Genomic DNA, 20,371 nt, shown 5'->3' with positions numbered 1-20,371 from the left:
CGCTCAGATATGCTTATACAGCTGCGCGAGATAGTGGAGAAAGTGGCAGGAGCACCCCGGCTGACCGAGGCGCTCGACATTCTGGTCAGCGAAATCTGCCTGGCAATGGATACCGAAGTCTGTTCGGTCTACCTGGCCGATCACGACCGTCGCTGCTATTACCTGATGGCGACGCGCGGCCTGAAAAAGCCGCGCGGCCGCACCGTCGCGCTGGCTTTCGACGAAGGGATCGTCGGGCTGGTAGGGCGTCTGGCTGAACCTATCAACCTTGCCGATGCGCAAAGTCATCCCAGCTTCAAATATATTCCTTCCGTAAAAGAAGAGCGCTTCCGTTCTTTTCTCGGCGTGCCGGTTATCAGCCGCCGCCAGCTGCTGGGCGTACTGGTCGTTCAGCAGCGCGAGCACCGCCAGTTTGACGAGAGCGAAGAATCGTTTCTGGTGACGCTGGCTACGCAAATGGCCACTATTCTCTCTCAATCGCAGCTTAATACGCTGTTCGGACAGTACCGGCAAACCCGCGTGCGCGCCCTGGCCGCCGCGCCGGGCGTGGCGGTGGCCGCAGGCTGGGTAGAAAGTAACCAGCCGTCGCTGGATACCGTTTCGGCGGCCTCCACGCTGGATGCGGTGCGCGAGCGCGAAAGGCTGTCGCTGGCGATGGACGAGGCTTCCGGCGAGTTTCGCCGCTACAGCAAACGTTTCACCTCCAGCGTGCATAAAGAAAGCGCCGCCATTTTCGATCTCTATTCGCACCTGCTCAGCGACAACAGGCTGAAAAAAGATCTCTTTGCGGAGATCGACAACGGCTTCGTGGCGGAATGGGCGGTAAAGAAGGTCATTGAGAAGTTTGCCGCCCAGTTTGCCAGCCTGCAGGACAGCTATCTGCGTGAAAGGGCGGGCGATCTGCGCGCGCTGGGGCAGCGTTTGCTGTTTCACCTCGACGACACCATGCAGGGCACCAATACCTGGCCCGAACGCTTCGTGCTGGTGGCCGACGAGCTGACCGCCACGACGCTGGCCGAGCTGCCGCACGATCGCCTGGCAGGCGTGGTGGTCAGGGATGGCGCGGCCAACTCGCACGCGGCGATTATGGTGCGCGCGATGGGCATTCCGACCGTGATGGGCGCGGATATTCAGCCCGAGGCGCTCAACGGCAGGCTGCTGATCGTGGACGGCTATCGCGGCGAGCTGCTGGTGGATCCGGAACCGGTGCTGGTGCAGGAATATCAGCGGCTGATCAGCGAAGAAAACGAGCTGAGCAAGCTGGCGGAAGACGTGGTGGAGCGGCCTGCGACGCTGAAGTCGGGCGAGCCGGTAAAAGTGATGCTCAACGCGGGCCTGAGCGCGGAGCATGAGCAGGCGCAGGGCGGTCGCGTGGATGGCGTCGGGCTTTACCGTACGGAAATCCCCTTTATGCTGCAAAACGGTTTCCCTTCCGAAGAGGAGCAGGTCGCGCAGTATCAGGGGATGCTGCAACTCTTCCTGGAAAAGCCGGTTACGCTGCGCACGCTGGATATCGGCGCTGACAAACAGCTGCCCTACATGCCGATAAGCGAGGAGAACCCTTGCCTGGGCTGGCGCGGTATCCGACTAACGCTGGATCAGCCGGAGATTTTTCTGGTCCAGGTACGCGCCATGCTGCGCGCTAACGTCGCCAGCGACAACCTCAGCATTCTGCTGCCGATGATCACCAGCATTGATGAAATCGACGAGGCGCTCAGGCTAATCGAACGAGCCGGAAAGGAAGTGGAAGAGATGCTGGGCTACCCGATTCCCAGGCCGCGCGTCGGCGTGATGATTGAGGTACCCTCGATGATCTTTATGATCGGCCACCTGGCAAAGCGGGTCGATTTTATCTCCGTCGGCACTAACGATCTGACGCAGTACCTGCTGGCCGTCGATCGCAACAATACGCGCGTCGCCAGCCTTTACGACAGCCTGCATCCGGCGATGCTGCGCGCGCTGAAAACCATTGCGGAAGAGGCGAAGCGGGCCAATATCGAACTCTGTCTGTGCGGCGAAATGGCGGGCGATTCCAGCTGCGTCGCCCTGCTGGTGGGGCTGGGCTATCACCATCTGAGCATGAACGGACGCAACGTCGCCAGGGTGAAATATCTTCTGCATCATATTGATTACGAAGAGGCGCAGAAGCTGGCGGAAGCGGGCCTGCAGGCGGAACAGGCAAATGAGGTGCGCCACCTGGTCGCCGCCTTTATGGAACGGCGCGGGCTGGGCGGCCTGATCCGCGGTGGTCGATAGCTCTCTTATTAAAGTTTACAAAGTTCCATCGGGCCGCCTTCGTGCGGCCTGTGCTATGATGCGCGCCTCTGCGCGGCGCCGCACGCGCGCTTTATTCATTCCGTCACCTGAAATCAGGGACTATTAATAATGGTGAAAGATGACTAACGGCTATCTGGCTTTCCCCCAATTTGATCCGGTAATTTTCTCCGTCGGGCCGATCGCCCTGCACTGGTATGGCCTGATGTATCTGGTCGGCTTTATCTTTGCCATGTGGCTGGCCGTACGCCGCGCCAACAAGCCGGGCAGCGGCTGGAAAAAAGAAGAGGTTGAGAATCTGCTCTATGCGGGGTTCCTCGGCGTCTTCCTGGGCGGCCGCATCGGCTACGTGCTGTTTTATAATATGCCGCTGTTTCTGGATAATCCGCTCTATCTGTTCAAGGTCTGGGATGGCGGCATGTCGTTCCACGGCGGCCTGCTGGGCGTTATCTGCGTGATGCTGTGGTTCGCCCACCGTACCAAACGCAACTTTTTCCAGGTGGCGGATTTTATCGCGCCGCTGATCCCTTTCGGGCTGGGCGCCGGCCGTCTGGGCAACTTTATCAATGGTGAACTCTGGGGACGCGTAGCGCCCGATCTGCCATGGGCGATGCTGTTTCCCGGCTCGCGCGGCGAAGACGTAGCGCTGGCCGCCACCCATCCTGAATGGCAGTCGCTGCTGGCTACTTACGGCGTGCTGCCGCGCCATCCTTCTCAGCTCTATGAACTGCTGCTGGAAGGCGTGGTGCTGTTTATCATTTTGAACGTTTTTATCCGTAAAAATCGTCCGATGGGCGCGGTATCAGGCTTGTTCCTGATCGGCTACGGCGTATTCCGCTTTATCGTGGAGTATTTCCGTCAGCCAGACGCCCAGCTGGGCCTGTTCGACAATTTTATCAGCATGGGGCAAATCCTTTCGACGCCGATGATTATCGCCGGCGCGATTATGATGATTTGGGCGTATCGCCGCCGTACCGTGCAACACGTTCGTGAGGAAAAATGAAACAGTATCTGGAATTAATGCAGAAAGTGCTCAACGAGGGCACGCCGAAAAATGACCGTACCGGTACCGGCACGCTGTCGATTTTTGGTCATCAGATGCGTTTCAACCTGCAGGAAGGCTTTCCGCTGGTGACCACCAAGAAGTGCCATTTGCGTTCGATTATCCATGAGCTGCTGTGGTTTCTGAAGGGCGACACCAATATCGCCTATCTGAAAGAAAATAAAGTGACCATCTGGGACGAGTGGGCCGATAAAAACGGCGACCTTGGCCCGGTATATGGCAAGCAATGGCGCAGCTGGGGCGCGCCGGACGGCCGCCAGATTGATCAGCTGGCAAAAGTGATGGAGCAGCTGAAAAACGATCCGGACTCGCGCCGCATCATCGTCTCCGCGTGGAACGTGGGCGAGCTTGACGAGATGGCGCTGGCGCCGTGCCATGCCTTCTTCCAGTTCTACGTGGCGGACGGCAAGCTTTCCTGCCAGCTCTATCAGCGCTCTTGCGATGTGTTCCTTGGCCTGCCGTTTAATATCGCCAGCTATGCGCTGCTGGTGCATATGGTGGCGCAGCAGTGCGATCTGGAACCGGGCGACTTTGTCTGGACGGGCGGCGACACGCACCTCTACAGCAACCATCTGGAGCAGGCGAATCTGCAGCTGACCCGCGAGCCGCGTGAGATGCCGAAGCTGGTGATCAAACGTAAACCCGCTTCGCTGTTTGATTATCGTTTTGAAGATTTCGATATCGAAGGTTACGATCCGCATCCTGCCATTAAGGCGCCGGTCGCCATCTGACCGACTAAGGGAGCGAGCTTTCGCTCCCTTTTTTACGACCCGACAAAGCTGCTGCCGTTCTCTTTGCTGTACTAAATTTAAGTATCCCCGTGTTGCCACCGTTATTTCTGCCTCTTTATTTCCTGCCCAGAGCTTAAGCGCCGCTATCTTGCCGCTGCTGTTCTCTTAACCGCTTTCTTTTCTGCCCGGAGCTTAAGCGCCCACCTGTCTGAACTTTATTTTTGCCGACAGGATGGCGCGGTAAAACCGCAGCGGAAAAGGTTGTTTTTCCAATACAGGCCGCAAAAAAACAGGTAATGAAACATCCAAAGCGTAAACGGCCGGAAAGCCGCTCGCATGATGGCTTTTTGTGGCTGGCAACTTTGCTCGCCAACGGCACAATAGAGCACATGAACAGAGCAGGCTTTACCTTACCGGAATTGCTGATCGTCATGACTATCGCCAGCATGCTGATGGCCGGCGCGGTCGGTGGCTGGCAGCAGTGGCAGCAGACGCAGCGGCTAAACGCGAGCGCGCGGCAAATCCAGCATTTTTTACTGCGGCTGCGCAGCGAGACAAACTGGCATAACCGGCAGGCGCTGCTGTGGAAAACGGATGGCGCTTCGTGGTGCCTGGGCAGCGGCCCGGTGCAGGCGTCCTGCCATGGCCGCCAGCGCCGAACGTTAACTGCGCCCTGGCCTGCGATAAAAATAGCCTCGCTCACGGAGGGGATGGGATTTTATGGCCGCCGCAACGTGGCCAAACCGGGCCGGATCGTGATCGTCGGCGCGGCGGGCGAACGTCATATTATCCTGTCGTCGAGGGCAAGGGTGCGCATTTGTCAGGATGCCTGTCCGTGAAGCGCGGTGGTTTTACCCTGCCGGAAATGTTAGTGGCGTTGGCGATTAGCGGCGTACTGATGCTGGGCGCGGCAAAATTTCTGCCGCTGTTGCAGATCGGCAATCTGCGGATCCTGCTGACCTTTCAGCTTCACGAAGAGCTACAGCTGATGATGAGCACGCTGGAAAAAAGCGTGCGGCGCGCGGGCTACTGTCACGGCAAATGCCAGGGCGAAGGGCTGCAGACGATCGGCGAAAAAAACGCATGCCTGCTGGTGCGCTGGGACGAGAACAGCAACGGCCGCTGGGAAGGGCCGGGCAATGACAACAGCGACTACTATGGCTTCCGGCTGCGCGACGGCAATCTGGAGGCGCAGCGCGGCGTACAGAGCTGCGACAGCGGCGGATGGGAAAAAATGAACGACCCGGACAGCATAGTAATCAGCGATTTTCGCGTGCTTAAGCAGGCGAGACAGATCCGACTGCTGCTTGGCGGCTATGCCAGACGTTTTCCGCAGCTGCCGCTAACCGTCGAGCGCTGGATCACGGCGGAAAACTTGTGAATACGCAGCAGGGAAGCGGTGCGCTGCTGATGGCGATCCTGCTGTTGCTGATGTCGACGGCGCTGCTCAACGCCACCCGACAGCAGCTGGATGCATCGTTAAGCCTTGTGGCGGACGAGCGGCTTTATCTGCGGCAGGCCAGCCTGGCCGCTTCGGCGCTGGAGGCGGGGAAAAGGGAAAAATGGGCGTCGACGGTGGTTTGGCGCTGCCTTACGGCACGGCAGCAGCCTGACTGGCGGGCCTGTTTTAAAGTGACAACGAAAGGCGAAGCCTTATTACGTGGTGACGGCGGCAAAGACACTATCGCCTTTTATCAATGGGTAACCCACGATGAACAAAATGGCCGCGTACATCCACAGCCGCACGGCTGGCTTGATTTTTGTCCGTTGGCGCAGGAAGAAGACTGCCTGCCGGACAGGGAAACCGCAGGGCTTTAGCCTGCCGGAAACGCTGGTGGCGCTGCTGCTGTTTAGCCTGAGCTCGCTGGCGCTGGTTCAGTATCAGCTGGCGCTGGGAAGAAGCTTTCAGCTGCAGCTACAGCAGCGGGAAGCGGTCAGGCTGGCCCGGCAGCGGTTCGAAGGCTATCAGGCGCCCGGCTGGCAGACGATGCTGGAACAGCAAACGCTGACCGAAGGCTGCATGCTGTTAACGGCGCGGGTTATCAGTCCTGCCGGGGCTAAAGCTGCATTATCGCAGCTGAGCTGTAAAAGCGAAGACCAACAGGAAAGTGCAGAGCTGCACAGGTAGTTTATGCTGTCGTCGTTTTGAAAAAGCCTGAAAGCAGCCAGCGGCCGATTATCTCTTTATGAGAGATAACAGCCGGAAATCTTTTTTCTGCTGCCACAGAAAAAAACAAGCTGGCAAAATAGCGAAGGTTCGGGACGTAACTATCCATTACTTTCCCTGTCATAATATTTTTGTTTTTATCAAGTAACTTTGCTTTTCAGGCGGTTTTGAAAGTTTTTATAAAAATATCTTTTCCCGTGTCAGTATTAACACAGAACGGCAGCGGCTTTTTGTATTAAGGAGGTATACCAGGACGGTTAACTATCCCGACTGAATCTGCCTGGCAATTAATGCAGTCAGTAACAGGCTCTTTTAATAAACCTTCACGGATGAAACAAGATGAAAATAGCAACGAAACTTTTACTCTCCCTCTCTTTATCCGCGGTATTTCTTCCCCCGGCGGGCGCAGATGCCGTCAAAGATGTGACCGTGGATTATCGACACGGCTACCGCCTGCGCGACCGCACCCACTACGATAAGCTGGCGCTGGGTGCCAGCCTGCCTGATAATTACGTTTTTAGCGTCGAAACCAAATTTAAAACCGGCGGCCCGGACCCGAAAGATAAATATTATAACGACATAGTTTTGAACGTAGTCGAAATGACGCTGATGAAAAACTTTTTTTATGGCGACTGGACTTTTACCCCTTTTATTCAGCCAGAGTTCAGTTCGGTGAGAACGGAATGGAAATTTGGCGTCGTGCCCTGGTATAAAATTAATGACAGCTGGTCTGTTGGCGGTATGTATCGCCTGGAGCTAAGCGACTATGCGCATGACGGCCAGTGCGGTGAAGCCGGTCACGACTATTGCAGCCTGGACAAGCACCGTACCGTTAACCGCTTTGATGCCTATTTCCGCTACCGCTGGAAAGATTTAACCACCACCTATAAATACATTTATATGCACGGTGACGATTTACTGTTCGCCAATAAGAAAAATAACTACGAGCAGGAGCTACAGTTTGATTATGTAGTTGGCGCGAACAGAGAGTGGCGGCCTTATGTCACCTTCGCCGATATCGGCCGCAGCGCTTATTCCAGCGAGCGCCAGCTCCGCTTAAGGCTGGGGGTCGCTTACACCTTTAAATAACTTTCGGCTACATAAACGGTAAACGGCCTGACAGCCGCATTTGCAACAGCCTCCGGACGGGGTAGAGTGTGCACGCAGAGCGCAACACCGTACCAGGAGCAGGCATGTTTACCGTTTATCACTCGAATCAGCTGGATCTTTTAAAAACGCTGGCGGCTTTTCATATTGAAAACCAGCCGCTGCGCGATCCTTTCCAGTCCGAAGTGGTGCTGGTGCAGAGTCCCGGTATGGCGCAGTGGCTGCAAATGTCGCTGGCCGAGCAGTTCGGCATTGCGGCTAATATCGCCTTTCCGCTGCCCGCATCCTTTATCTGGGATATGTTTGTCCGCGTTCTGCCGGGCATTCCTAAAGAGAGCGCCTTCAGCAAAGCCAGCATGAGCTGGAAGCTGATGACTATCCTGCCGAAGCTGCTGTCGCGGCCGGAATTCGTTATGCTGAGCCACTACCTTTCCGATGATGAAGACAAGCGCAAATTGTTTCAGCTCGCGTCGCGGGTAGCCGATCTTTACGACCAGTATCTGGTTTACCGCTCGGAGTGGCTTAACAGCTGGGAAAAAGGGCAGCAGATCGAAGGGCTGGGCGAAGCGCAGCAGTGGCAGGCGCCGCTGTGGGCGGAGCTGGTTGCCTGGAACCGCGAGCTGGGCCATCCGGAATGGCACCGCGCCAATCTTTACGCGCGGTTTATCGCCACGCTGGAACAAAGCAGTACCCGGCCGCCAAACCTGCCGGATCGCGTATTTATCTGCGGCATCTCCGCGCTGCCGCCGGTGTACCTCCAGGCGCTTCAGGCGCTCGGCAAGCATATCGATATCCACCTGCTGTTTACCAACCCGTGCCGCCATTATTGGGGTGACATTCAGGATTACGCTTTTCTGGCTAAGCTGCAAAGCCGCCGCCGCGAGCACTACAAACAGCAGCGGGAAAGCGCGCTGTTTCGTGAAGAAGACGCCGCCAGCCTGTTTAACGAGGCGGGCGAGCAGCAGCTGAGCAATCCGCTGCTGGCTTCCTGGGGTAAGCTGGGGCGCGACAACCTGTTTTTGCTGGCGCAGATGGAGTGTCGGGAAATCGACGCCTTTGTCGATATCGAACCGACCACGCTGCTGCAAACGCTACAGCACGATCTGCTGGAGCTGGAAGACAATGCCGTGATCGGCCTGAAGCGGGAAGAGTGGGAATCCAGCCTGGGCAAGCGGGTGCTGGATCCCGACGACCAGTCGGTGACTTTTCACCTCTGCCACAGCCCGCAGCGCGAAGTGGAAGTGTTGCAGGACAGGCTATTGGCGATTATGGCGGAAGATCCGCAGCTTTCGCCGCGCGACATTATCGTGATGGTGGCGGATATCGACGCCTACACGCCGTTTATCCAGGCGGTTTTCGGCAATGCGCCTGCGGAACGCTGGCTGCCTTTTTCCATCTCCGACCGTCGCGCCAGCCAGGCGCATCCTGCTTTGCAGGCCTTTATTGCGCTGCTGAGCCTGCCGGACAGCCGCTTTACCTCCGAAAGCGTACTGGCACTGTTGGAAGTGCCGGCGGTTGCCAGCCGTTTCTCTGTTGATGAAGAAGGGCTGCGGCGGCTGCGGCACTGGGTCGGCGAGTGCGGCATTCGTTGGGGGCTGGATGACGACACGGTGCGCGAGCTGGATCTGCCGCCAACCGGACAGCATACCTGGCAGTTCGGCCTGACGAGAATGCTATTGGGCTACGCCATGCACAGCGATATCGGCCACTGGCAGGGCGTGCTGCCCTATGATGAATCCAGCGGCCTGATTGCCGAGCTGGTGGGGCACCTGGCCGAGCTGTTAATGCAGCTGCGTCGCTGGCGCGAGCGGCTGAGCGAGCCAAGAGCGCTGGAGGCGTGGCTGCCGCTCTGTCGCGAGCTGCTTGGCGATTTCTTTGAAGGCGATGCCGAGGCGGAAGCGGCGCTGGCGCTGATTGAAGAGCAGTGGCAGCAGGCCATCAGCTACGGTATTCAGGCCGAATATCAGCAGGCTATCCCGCTGTCGCTGCTGCGCGACGAACTGCGCGCCAGGCTGGATCAGGAGCGGATCAGCCAGCGCTTTCTTGCTGGCCCGGTTAACTTCTGTACGCTGATGCCGATGCGATCCATTCCCTTTAAGGTGGTTTGCCTGCTGGGCATGAACGACGGCGTCTACCCGCGCACGCTGCCGCCGCCGGGTTTCGATCTGATGAGCCAGCAGCCGAAAAAAGGCGACCGTAGCCGTCGCGACGACGACCGCTATCTGTTTCTGGAAGCCATTAACTCCGCTCAGCATCAGCTCTATATCAGCTATATCGGCCGCACCATTCAGGACAATTCGGAACGATTCCCTTCGGTGCTGGTCAGCGAGCTGGTGGATTATATCGGGCAAAGCTTCTGTCTGCCGGAAGACCGTCAGAGCGATGTGGATACCAGCGCGGCGCGGGTTATCGCGCATCTGCATCACCTACACAGCAGGATGCCGTTTGCGGCGGAAAACTTTCTGCCGCAGGCGCGTTATCAGAGCTATGCGGCGGAGTGGCTACCGGCAGCGAAGGCGAGCGGCGTGCCGCATCCGCCATTTATGCAGCCGCTGCCGGAGGAAAATATTACCGAGCTTAACTTCGACCAGCTGCTGCGTTTCTGGCGTCATCCGGTACGCGCCTTTTTCAGCCTGCGGTTGGGCGTCAGCTTCAGCGCGGAAGACATGGAACTGCCGGATGCGGAACCTTTTATTCTGGATAACCTCAGCCGTTACCAGCTCAATACCCAGCTGCTGAATACCCTGATTGAAGGCCAGCCGGGCGAACCGCTGTTCGATCGTCATCGCGCGGCGGGCAATCTGCCGTATGGCGCCTGGGGCGAACTGTTCTGGCAGGATCAGCTGGCGGATATGGCCGAACTGGCCGGCGTGGTGCGCGAGCAGCGCAAGGATGCCGTCAGCCAGGAAATCAATCTTCAGGTTGGCGGGCTTCAGCTGAGCGGCTGGCTGCCTGCCGTACAGGACGATGGCCTGCTGCGCTGGCGGCCAGGCCACCTTAACTTTACCGACGGGCTGGCGCTGTGGCTGGAACATCTGGTCTACTGCGTGCTGGGCGGCAGCGGCGCCAGCCGCATGTACGGACGTAAAGAGAGCCGCTGGTGGTTCCCGCCGCTCTCCGACATTGAGGCCAGCGGCTGGCTTGAACGCTATATCGAAGGCTATAAAGCAGGCATGTGCGCGCCGCTGCTGCTGCTGCCCAAAACCGGCGGTGCCTGGCTGGAGGCCTGCTATGACGAAAAGGCGGCGGCGGTCTCTTACGATGAGGCGACGCAGGCAAAAGCGCGCAATAAGCTGCTGCAGGCCTGGCAGGGCAATATGCAAATAGAAGGCGAGGGCAGCGATCCCTATCTGGCCCGGCTGTTCCGCACGCTGGATGAAGCAACGCTACAGCAAATCACGCACAACGCCGAAGTCTGGCTGCTGCCGCTGCTGCGGATGAATGACATTAACTGAGACATCCTGTAGTGTTACTTTATAACCCCATTTCGCTTTTTTTTCTGTCCGCTCTTAGCCAGCGGAGTCTTTAGGGTCGTCGTTTAGCTGTCGCCGCTTCGGGGGCGCAGAAAGCACGTTAGATTGTCGAGGAGTTTGAATGCGTCGTTATGCAGTCTGGTTCACCACGCTGTTTCTGCTTTTTACCTTCTGGAGTCCGCTGAGCCAGGCACAGTCAGGCTGGCAGCCGATCCCTGAAGCTATCCGCAAAAGTGAAAAAGATCCGCGCCAGTATCAGGCGATCAAACTCGACAACGGCATGACGGTACTGCTGGTTTCCGATCCGCAGGCGACAAAATCCCTGTCGGCGCTGACGCTGCCCATCGGCTCGCTGGACAACCCGCGTAACCAGCAGGGTCTGGCGCACTATCTTGAGCATATGCTGCTGATGGGGTCAAAACGCTATCCGCAGCCGGATAATCTGGCGGAGTTCCTGAAAAAGCACGGCGGCAGCCACAATGCCAGCACGGCGTCCTACCGCACGGCTTTCTACCTGGAAGTGGAAAACGATGCGCTGGCCCCGGCGGTGGATCGGCTGGCGGATGCCATCGCCGAACCGCTGCTGGATCCGGTTAATGCCGATCGCGAGCGCCATGCGGTGAATGCGGAGCTGACGATGGCGCGCTCGCGCGACGGCTTGCGCATGGCGCAGGTCGGCGCGGAAACGCTGAATCCTGACCATCCCAGCTCGCTTTTTTCCGGCGGCAACCTGGACACGCTGAAAGACAAACCGGACAGCAAGCTGCACGATGCGCTGAAGGATTTTTATCAGCGCTACTATTCGGCCAACCTTATGAAAGCAGTGATTTACAGCAATAAGCCGCTGGCGGAACTGCAAAAAATCGCGGCCACTACCTTTGGCAGAGTGGCGAACCACAATGCCGCAGTGCCTGCGATTACCGTGCCGGTGGTGACGGACCAGCAGAAAGGCATTGTGATCCACTACGTGCCGGCCCAGCCGCGCAAGCAGGTCAGGATCGAGTTTCGCATCGACAATAACAGCGACCAGTTTCGCAGCAAGACCGATACGTTAATCGCCTATCTGATCGGCAATCGCAGCAAAAATACGCTTTCCGACTGGCTGCAAAGCCAGGGCCTGGCCGATTCTATTGATGCCGGCGCCGATCCGGTTATCGATCGCAACGGCGGCGTCTTTTCCATCTCTATTTCGCTGACCGATCGGGGGCAGGCAAACCGCGATCGGGTGGTGGCCGCCGTGTTCAGCTATCTGAACAAGCTGCGTAACGAAGGCATCGACAAACGCTATTTTGATGAAATGGCGCACGTGCTGGATCTGGACTTCCGCTATCCGTCGATCACGCGTGACATGGACTATATCGAATGGCTGGTGGATACCATGCTGCGCGTGCCGGTTACCGACACGCTGGTCGCGTCCTATATCGCCGATCGCTACGATCCGCAGGCGATTAAAGCGCGTCTGGACGGCATGACGCCGCAGAACGCCCGGATCTGGTTTATCAGCCCGAACGAGCCGCACAATAAGACCGCCTATTTCGTTAATGCGCCTTATCAGGTCGATCGCATCACGCCGGAGCGTTTTGCCGCCTGGCAGAAGGAAAGCGCGGCTATTTCGCTGGATTTGCCCGTGCTGAATCCCTATATCCCGTCTGATTTCACGCTGATTAAACCGGCGCAGCAGGTTGACCGTCCGCAGACGCTGGTTAACCAGCCGGGCCTGCGCGTGTTTTATATGCCAAGCCGCTTTTACGCGGACGATCCCAAAGCCAACATCACGCTGGCGCTGCGGAATAAAGAGGCGATGAGTACCGCCAAAAATCAGGTACTGTTCGGCATGAATGACTACCTGGCAGGCCAGGCGCTGGACGAGCTGAACTCGCAGGCTTCGGTTGGCGGCATCAGCTTCTCCACCAGCGAAAACGACGGCGTAACCTTTAACGCCAGCGGCTTTACTCAGCACCTGCCGGAGCTGATGCAGACGCTGCTGAAACAGTACGCCAGCTATCAGCCAACGCAGCAGCAGCTGGATCAGGCGAAGTCATGGTATCTGGAGCGTCTGGACGCCGCCGAAAAAGGGAAGGCCTTCGAGCTGGCTATTCAGCCCGCGCAAATGCTGTCGCAGCTGCCCTATACCCAACGCAGCGAGCGCCGTAAGCTGGTGGCCGGTATTACGCTGGCCGATCTGAAGAATTACCGCAGTATGCTGTTGGAAAAAGCGACGCCGGAGCTGATGGTGGTCGGCAATATGACGCCGGAAAGCGTCAAGGCGCTGGCGACCACGCTGAAAGCGCAGCTTAACTGCGAAGGGCAGAGCAGCTGGCACAGCGATTATCTGACGGTGGATAAAACGGCAAACGCCAATTTACAACAGGCCGGCAGCAGCACCGATTCCGCGCTGGCCGCGCTGTACGTGCCGCTCGGCTATGAAGAGTTCGACAGCATCGCCAGCAGCGCCATGCTCAGCCAGATTGTGCAGCCGTGGTTCTATAACCAGCTGCGTACTGAGGAGCAGCTTGGCTATGCGGTATTCGCCTTCCAGATGCCGGTTGGTCGCCAGTGGGGCATCGGCTTCCTGCTGCAAAGCAACGTTAAGCAGCCCGCTTATCTGCTGCAGCGCTTTGAGGCGTTCTATCCGACGGCGGAAAAGCGCCTGCGCGAGATGAGCAAAGAGGATTTCGCCCAGTATCAGGCGGCAATGATCAACGAGCTGAAGCAGCGTCCGCAAACGCTGGATGAAGAAGCGGGCCGCTACAGTAAAGATTTCAACCGGCAGAACTACCGCTTCGACACACGTGAAAAAGTGGTTGCCCGTATTCAGGCGCTGACGCCAGAGAAGCTGGCGGCCTTTTTCCACGATGCGGTCAGCAAACCGCAGGGCCTGACGCTGCTGTCGCAGATCTCCGGCAGCCAGCACGACAAGGCCGACTATGCGAAGCCGGCGGGCTTTACCACCTGGCAGGAAGTGTCGAAGCTACAGCAATCTTTTCCGGTGCAAAGCGATAAATGAAGGTCCAGCGTCTCGATCCCCTGACGCTGCCGCTGAAAGGCGAAAGGCTGATAGAAGCCTCGGCGGGCACGGGGAAAACCTTTACCATCGGCCTGCTCTACCTGCGTCTGCTGCTGGGGCTGGGCGGCGAAGCGTCGTTCGGGCGGCCGCTGTCGGTTGAAGAGATCCTGGTGGTGACCTTTACCGAAGCGGCCACCGCAGAGCTGCGCGGCCGCATCCGTGAAAACATCCACCGGCTGCGTATCGCCTGCGTGCGCGGATATACGGCTGACGGCGTGCTGGCCCAGCTGCTGACGGAAATCGACGACCTGCCGCAGGCGGCCGCGCAGCTGCTGGCCGCAGAGCGCCAGATGGACGACGCCGGGATTTTTACCATCCACGGCTTCTGCCAGCGCATGCTGAACCTGAACGCCTTTGAGTCAGGCATGCTGTTTGAGCAGCAGCTGATTGAGGATGAGTTTCCGCTGCGCCGTCAGGCCGCCGCCGACTTCTGGCGCCGCTACTGCTATCCGCTGCCGCTGCCGATCGCGCGGGTAATGACCCAGATGTGGCAGGGGCCGGAGCAGCTGCTGACCACGCTGCTGCCCTGGCTGAACGGCGAAGCGCCGGTGCTGAAATATCCGCTTGATTTGCAGGAAACCTTTAGCGAACGTCACGACAAAATTATCGCGCAGATCGACGGCCTGAAAGCGGCCTGGCTGGCGGCCGGTAATTTGCACGATCTGATAGCGCAATCGGGCGTGGATAAGCGAAGCTACAGCAGTAAGCACTTACCTAACTGGCTGGACAAGCTGAACCAGTGGGCGATGGCGGAGACGCTGGACTATCTGTTTCCCAAAGAGCTGGAACGCTTTGGCCAGCGCGTGCTGCATGAAAAAACCAAAAAGGGCGAGCCGCCGCAGCATCCGCTGTTCGAAGAGATCGACCGTTTTCTGGCCGAGCCGCTGTCGCTGCGCGATTTAGTGATCGCCACCGCGCTGGAGGAAATCCGCCAGGCAACCCAGAAAGAGAAGCGCCAGAACGCGCTGCTGGGGTTTGACGATTTGCTACAGCGCCTCGACAGCGCGCTGCGGCAGCCGGGCGGCGAGGCGCTGGCGCAGGCGATCAGAACCCGCTATCCGGTCGCGCTGATTGATGAATTTCAGGATACCGACCCGCAGCAGTACCGTATTTTCCGCGGTATCTACGGCCAGCAGCCCGACAACGCGCTGCTGCTGATTGGCGATCCCAAACAGGCGATTTACGCTTTTCGCGGCGCGGATATTTTTACCTATATGAAAGCGCGTGGGGAAGTCAGCGCTCACTACACGCTGGAAACTAACTGGCGCTCGTCGCCGATGATGGTTAACAGCGTTAACCAGCTCTTTTCCCGCATGCAGGATCCCTTTCTGTTCAGCGAAATTCCCTTTATTCGCGTTGAGCCAGCCGCGCCCAACGCCGCGCTGAGCTTTACCGTTGAGGGCAAGGAGCAGCCCGCGCTGCGCTTCTGGCTACAGCCGGGCGACGGCGTGGGCGTGACGGAATATCAGCAGTTTATGGCGCGCCAGTGCGCGGCGGATATCTGCCGCTGGCTGAGCGCGGGACAGCAAGGCACGGCGCAGATCGGCAAGGGCGACGAGCTACGGCCGGTGCAGGCTTCGGACGTCACCGTGCTGGTGCGCAGCCGCAGCGAAGCCGCGCTGGTACGGGAAGCGCTCAACGCCCTGAATATTCCTTCGGTCTACCTTTCCAACCGCGACAGCGTGTTCGCCACCCAGGAAGCGCGTGAAATGCTGTGGCTGCTTCAGGCGGTGCTGGCGCCGGAGCAGGAACGCATTCTGCGCAGCGCGCTCGCTACCAGCATCTTCGGGCTGGATGCGCCGACCTTGCAGGATCTGAGCGAGGACGAGCGCAAATGGGATGCGCTGGTGGATGAGTTCGACCACTATCGTCAGCGCTGGCTGAAGCGGGGCGTGCTGCCGATGCTGCGCGAGCTGATGGTCAACCGGCAGATTGCGGAAAACCTGCTGGCTTCAGAAAGCGGCGAGCGCCGCCTGACCGATCTGCTGCATCTGGGCGAGCTGTTGCAGGAAGCTTCCGCGTCGCTCGACAGCGAGCACGCATTGGTGCGCTGGCTGGCGCAGGAAGTAGCGCAGCCCAACGGGCAGTCGGCCAGTCAGCAGCTGCGGCTGGAGAGCGATCGCCACCTGGTGCAGATCGTCACTATCCATAAATCGAAAGGTCTGCAATATCCGCTGGTGTGGCTGCCGTTTGTTGCCAACTATCGCGAAGCGGCCACGGGCATCTATCACGATCGACAGAATTATCAGGCGCTGCTGGATCTGCGCGAGGACGAGGAAAGCCTTGCGCTGGCCGAGCAGGAGCGGCTGGCCGAAGATCTGCGCCTGCTCTATGTGGCGCTGACGCGCTCCGTTCATCACTGTAGCGTGGGCGTTGCGCCGCTGATCAAGGGCAACCGTAAAAAAGAAGGCAACAGCGATCTGCACCGCAGCGCGCTGGGCTGGCTGTTGCAGCAGGGCGAACCGGCTGACGCCACCGCGCTACGCGAGCAGCTGCTTACAATGCAAAACGAGGCGGTAGAAACCGTGCTGGCGGAGACGCCGGAAAGCGCTCCCTGGCAGCCGCAGCAGCACGCCTTACACGCGCTCAGCAGCAAAGCGATGGCGCGCAAGCTGCGCGACGAGTGGCGGGTGACCAGCTATTCCGGGCTACAGCAGCACGGCCATTCCGTCACGCTGGATCTGCTGCCGCGCCTGGACGTTGACGCGGCGGGCGAGGCGCAAAGCCAGCAGGCTGCGCAATTGACGCCGCATACTTTTCCTCGCGGCGCGGCGCCGGGCACTTTTCTGCACGGCCTGTTTGAAAACCTCGACTTTACCCAGCCGGTGGATGAAGCCTGGCTGAGCGAACAGCTTGCCGGACAGGGGCACGACCTTGCCTGGCTGCCGGTGATGAAACAGTGGCTGGAAAACGTGCTGACCACGCCGCTGAATGAAACCGGCGTCAGCCTGAGCCAGCTACCGGCGGAAAGCCGTCAGGTGGAGCTACAATTTTATCTGCCCATCAAACAAATGCTGATGGCGGAAAAGCTGGATCGGCTGGTGCGCCATTACGATCCGCTGTCGGCCGGCTGCCCGCCGCTTAACTTTCAGCAGGTGCAGGGAATGCTGAAAGGTTTTATCGATCTGGTGTTTTGCTGGCAGGGAAAATATTATCTGCTGGATTATAAATCCAACTGGCTGGGCGAGTCGGGCGAGCACTACACGCCGGAAGCGATGGCGGAAGCGATGCGCGCGCACCGTTACGATCTGCAATATCAGCTTTATACGCTGGCGCTGCATCGCTATTTGCGTCATCGTCTGGCTGACTACGATTATCAGCGCCACTTCGGCGGCGTTATCTATCTTTTCCTGCGCGGCGTGGACGGTACGGCGCGTGAAAACGGCATCTTCCGCACCTGCCCGGAAGCGGCTTTTGTGCAGTCGCTCGACGCGCTGTTTGCCGGGGAATTTCAGGAGGAACTATGGCCATAGCGCAACTGCTGCTCTCCGCCTGTGAGGCGCGACTGCTGCGTCCGTTGGACGTGCAGTTCGCCCGCATGGTGGCGGGCGACGATCATCCCGCGCTGATGCTGGCTGCGGCCTGCGTCAGCGCCGAAGCGGGCGAGGGGCACGTGTGCCTGCCGCTGACGCATCTCAGCGAAGCGCTGCTGTTCGGCGGACGCCATCCTGAGCTGGCCGGTCAGCTGTGGCAGGCCGTTGGCGAGCCGGACTGGCATCACCTGCTGTCATCGGCGCAGGCCGTGGGCGACGGCACGACGGCAACGCCGCTGGTACTGCATCAGCAGCGGCTCTATCTGCATCGCATGTGGCAGTCGGAAGGGCAGGTGGCGCAGTTTATCGTGCGTGAAGCCCATACGCCCTTTGACGAACAGCGGCTGCGCAGCGCGCTCGACAGGCATTTTGGCGAGCAGCCGGATAACTGGCAGAAAATCGCCGCAGCGGTGGCGATCACGCGGCAAATTGCGGTGATCTCCGGCGGGCCGGGAACGGGCAAAACCACCACGGTAGCCAAACTGCTGGCGACGCTGCTGGAGCTTTCTTCCGGCTCGCTGCGTATTCGCCTGGCCGCCCCGACGGGTAAAGCGGCGGCGCGGCTGACCGAATCCCTGGGCAAAGCGTTGCAGCGGCTTGAAGTCAGCGAAGCGGAAAAACAGCGTTTTCCTGCCGAGGCCACCACGCTGCATCGCCTGCTGGGCGCGGTGCCCGGCAGCCAGCGGATGCGCTATCACGCGGGCAATCCGCTGCATCTGGATCTGTTAGTGGTGGATGAAGCTTCTATGGTGGATTTGCCGATGATGGCGAGCCTGATCGCCGCGCTGCCGCCGCACGCCAGGGTGATCTTTCTGGGCGATCGCGACCAGCTTGCCTCGGTGGAAGCGGGCGCGGTGCTCGGCGATATCTGCCGCTGCGCGGAGTCCGGCTACAGCAGCCAGCGCGCGGAAATGCTGATGCGCCTGACCGGCTGCGAGATTGCAGGCCAGGAGAACAAGCTGGCGCCAGCGGTGCGCGACAGCATTTGCCTGCTGCGTAAAAGCTACCGTTTCGACGCCTCATCGGGCATCGGGCAGCTGGCGCTGGCGGTCAACGCGGGCGATATCCATCAGGTTGAAAAAGTATTTAACGCGGATTTTGCTGATATTACCCGCTTTACGCTGAGCAGCAGCGCAGAGTATCAGCATCTGCTGGACACCAGCGTGGCAGGCTATCGCGACTATCTTGAGCAGATTGCCGACCAGGCGGAACCTCGCCGGGTGATTGAGGCGTTTGGCCGCTTTCAGCTGCTGTGTGCGCTGAGGGAGGGGCCGTTTGGCGTGTTCGGACTTAATGAGCGTATTGAGGCCGCCTTGCAGAAAAAACGGCTGATCCAGCGCCAGCCGGGCAGCAAATGGTATATCGGCAGGCCGGTAATGATCGCCCGCAACGACAGCGCGCTGGGGCTGTTTAACGGTGATATCGGCATTGCGATGAACGATGCGGAAGGCGCGCTGAAGGTGTTCTTCCCGCTGCCCGACGGCAGCATTCGGGCCGTGCAGCCCAGCCGCCTGCCGCCGCATGAAACCGCCTATGCGATGACCGTGCATAAATCACAGGGCTCGGAGTTTGATCATACGCTGCTGGTGCTGCCGAATCAGTTTGCGCCGGTACTGACGCGCGAGCTGGTTTACACCGCCATCACCCGCGCCAGAGAACGCCTGACGCTGTATGCGGATAATCAGGTGCTGAACAGCGCGGTGAAGATGCGCACGCGCCGCCGCAGCGGCCTGGTGGAACGGCTGGCGGGGTAAAGTGGGGCGAAATGTCATTAACGCTTGCGCATACTTTTGACGAACGCTGGATTTTAGCTGAGGCAAAATCGTATAATTACCAGGCAATTTGCAACAGGAGGCTAATTATGGCCGTTATGAGATTTAGGGCAGCAGGAAATGCCATTGAACATACCTCGGTGAAAAGACCTGATGAAGATCTCCGTTGTAGTAAAGCTCAGGCATTAAAGCGTGCTTATGAAGGAGCTGTTCCCCACGCTCCCGGGCATGGCATTTCTGAAGAGCGCGCGCTGGAAATTTCTCAGCAATTCGTTGATTTGTATGAAAATAAAGAAAAGCGCAGGAGAGGTTTTAAGCTGGCATGACGCTAAAGGGAGATGTTTATGTCAGCGAGAATTATGAATATCTGATGGAACAGGACATAAGCCAGGGAAAGACTGAGCTTGAAACAGCGCTTAATGATTTCAAAATATATTGGCCAGGCCCTGGCTTCCATCTGAGTTTTGGTAAAGATAATCAGTTCACTCGCCCTTATAGCCCCGCTCCGGGCATTTTAAGCTGTTCAATCAGGAAAGTGCATGTCAGGCCCGTTGTATTCACACCTGTTCATGGATGGAATGGAACTCGGGCTGCATGGGATCTGCAAAAAATTCCCCGCAAAGCGACCAGTAATACTTATCTTATCTATGCGGTTAATAGCAACAGGGACGCCCTGGTTATGGCGTTGCTAAAAAACGCTCATTATGCGACGCAGTCAAATGACCTTATGCAAGGTTTTATGGAAACAGCGGATAACTGGTATGCGGATATGGGCATAAAACCTCTTCCCGTTGCCGGCCACGATTCTGTCTGGTCTGTCCATATCTGGAAAAAATAATACCGTTCCTGTCCTGCTTATGTAAATCCGTGCCTTCCGCCATGACAGCAGGCTATGCACTTGCACGAGCCTTACTGCGCAATAAATCCCAGCAAAAGGTAAGCAGTGGATGATCAAGGGCTGAGCGAAACGATTAATAAGGCTCTGGCGGGTCCTTAATTTTATGAGGCCGGGTGCGTGCAACTAAATCAGCCCAATCTCAGTTACCGAAGCAGACCGGTATAAACTCATTCGTGCGGACTCGTTACGCGCGCCCCTGTGCGAAAATAGTCTACTTATCTGCCAGACCCCGATGTCAGCAAAAGGCGGGGAAACTATAAAAAAACGTAGCGTCCCGCGCTTTGTT

At 58.4% G+C, this 20,371-nt stretch carries 15 protein-coding genes; 14 read left to right on the top strand and 1 reads right to left on the bottom strand.

All coding sequences use genetic code 11. The annotated features are described in order from the left end of the window. The first annotated feature begins 9 nt into the window (after positions 1-9). From ptsP to ACVWZ0_RS18000, 7 genes are all read left to right on the top strand, one after another. Complete coding sequence (gene ptsP / locus ACVWZ0_RS18030) at positions 10-2,256, top strand: phosphoenolpyruvate--protein phosphotransferase (RefSeq protein WP_253458747.1); 2,247 nt, start codon at positions 10-12, stop codon at positions 2,254-2,256. Between the two features lie 139 nt (positions 2,257-2,395). Beyond that, the gene (gene lgt, locus ACVWZ0_RS18025; protein WP_253458750.1) at positions 2,396-3,277 is read left to right on the top strand and encodes a prolipoprotein diacylglyceryl transferase; all 882 of its coding nucleotides are present in this window, start codon (positions 2,396-2,398) and stop codon (positions 3,275-3,277) included. Beyond that, the gene (gene thyA, locus ACVWZ0_RS18020; RefSeq protein WP_253458753.1) at positions 3,274-4,068 is read left to right on the top strand and encodes a thymidylate synthase; all 795 of its coding nucleotides are present in this window, start codon (positions 3,274-3,276) and stop codon (positions 4,066-4,068) included. The genes lgt and thyA overlap by 4 nt, the downstream gene beginning before the upstream one ends. A gap of 296 nt (positions 4,069-4,364) precedes the next feature. Then, positions 4,365-4,907: a prepilin-type N-terminal cleavage/methylation domain-containing protein gene (locus tag ACVWZ0_RS18015; protein ID WP_370734695.1), complete on the top strand. Its 543-nt coding sequence runs from the start codon at positions 4,365-4,367 to the stop codon at positions 4,905-4,907. Further along, positions 4,898-5,449: a prepilin peptidase-dependent protein gene (locus ACVWZ0_RS18010; protein ID WP_253461231.1), complete on the top strand. Its 552-nt coding sequence runs from the start codon at positions 4,898-4,900 to the stop codon at positions 5,447-5,449. Before ACVWZ0_RS18015 ends, ACVWZ0_RS18010 begins: the two co-directional genes overlap by 10 nt. Then, on the top strand, positions 5,446-5,886 hold the full coding sequence (locus ACVWZ0_RS18005) for a DUF2509 family protein (RefSeq protein WP_253458756.1): 441 nt from the start codon (positions 5,446-5,448) through the stop codon (positions 5,884-5,886). The genes ACVWZ0_RS18010 and ACVWZ0_RS18005 overlap by 4 nt, the downstream gene beginning before the upstream one ends. A gap of 16 nt (positions 5,887-5,902) precedes the next feature. Further along, entirely contained in the window at positions 5,903-6,196 is a 294-nt protein-coding gene (locus tag ACVWZ0_RS18000) for a prepilin-type N-terminal cleavage/methylation domain-containing protein (protein WP_253458758.1), read from the top strand. A 1-nt stretch (position 6,197) separates the two neighbouring features. Here ACVWZ0_RS18000 and ACVWZ0_RS17995 read toward each other — a convergent pair whose 3' ends face one another. Further along, positions 6,198-6,344, bottom strand: coding sequence for a hypothetical protein (locus ACVWZ0_RS17995; protein ID WP_253458761.1), 147 nt, complete (start codon positions 6,342-6,344; stop codon positions 6,198-6,200). A 230-nt stretch (positions 6,345-6,574) separates the two neighbouring features. Between ACVWZ0_RS17995 and ACVWZ0_RS17990 the strand changes: the two genes are divergently transcribed. The 7 genes from ACVWZ0_RS17990 (at position 6,575) to ACVWZ0_RS17960 (ending at position 20,025) form a co-directional block, all read left to right on the top strand. Next, positions 6,575-7,324: an oligogalacturonate-specific porin KdgM family protein gene (locus ACVWZ0_RS17990; RefSeq protein WP_253458764.1), complete on the top strand. Its 750-nt coding sequence runs from the start codon at positions 6,575-6,577 to the stop codon at positions 7,322-7,324. 104 nt (positions 7,325-7,428) lie between these two features. Further along, positions 7,429-10,797, top strand: a complete 3,369-nt coding sequence (gene recC / locus ACVWZ0_RS17985) for an exodeoxyribonuclease V subunit gamma (RefSeq protein ID WP_253458767.1) — start codon at positions 7,429-7,431, stop codon at positions 10,795-10,797. A 139-nt stretch (positions 10,798-10,936) separates the two neighbouring features. Next, entirely contained in the window at positions 10,937-13,822 is a 2,886-nt protein-coding gene (ptrA, locus tag ACVWZ0_RS17980; protein ID WP_253458770.1) for a pitrilysin, read from the top strand. Then, on the top strand, positions 13,819-17,355 hold the full coding sequence (recB, locus tag ACVWZ0_RS17975) for an exodeoxyribonuclease V subunit beta (RefSeq protein ID WP_253458773.1): 3,537 nt from the start codon (positions 13,819-13,821) through the stop codon (positions 17,353-17,355). The genes ptrA and recB overlap by 4 nt, the downstream gene beginning before the upstream one ends. Next, complete coding sequence (gene recD / locus ACVWZ0_RS17970; protein ID WP_253458776.1) at positions 17,346-19,169, top strand: exodeoxyribonuclease V subunit alpha; 1,824 nt, start codon at positions 17,346-17,348, stop codon at positions 19,167-19,169. The genes recB and recD overlap by 10 nt, the downstream gene beginning before the upstream one ends. Before the next feature lie 11 nt (positions 19,170-19,180). Then, a complete protein-coding gene (locus ACVWZ0_RS17965) occupies positions 19,181-19,513 on the top strand; it encodes a hypothetical protein (RefSeq protein WP_253458779.1) in 333 nt (110 codons plus the stop codon). Next, on the top strand, positions 19,510-20,025 hold the full coding sequence (locus tag ACVWZ0_RS17960) for a type II toxin-antitoxin system YafO family toxin (protein ID WP_253458783.1): 516 nt from the start codon (positions 19,510-19,512) through the stop codon (positions 20,023-20,025). The genes ACVWZ0_RS17965 and ACVWZ0_RS17960 overlap by 4 nt, the downstream gene beginning before the upstream one ends. Positions 20,026-20,371 lie beyond the last annotated feature (346 nt).

It is taken from the genome of Erwinia sp. TECH1 (assembly GCF_054057575.1).
This window is presented reverse-complemented; position numbering and strand designations above follow the sequence as displayed.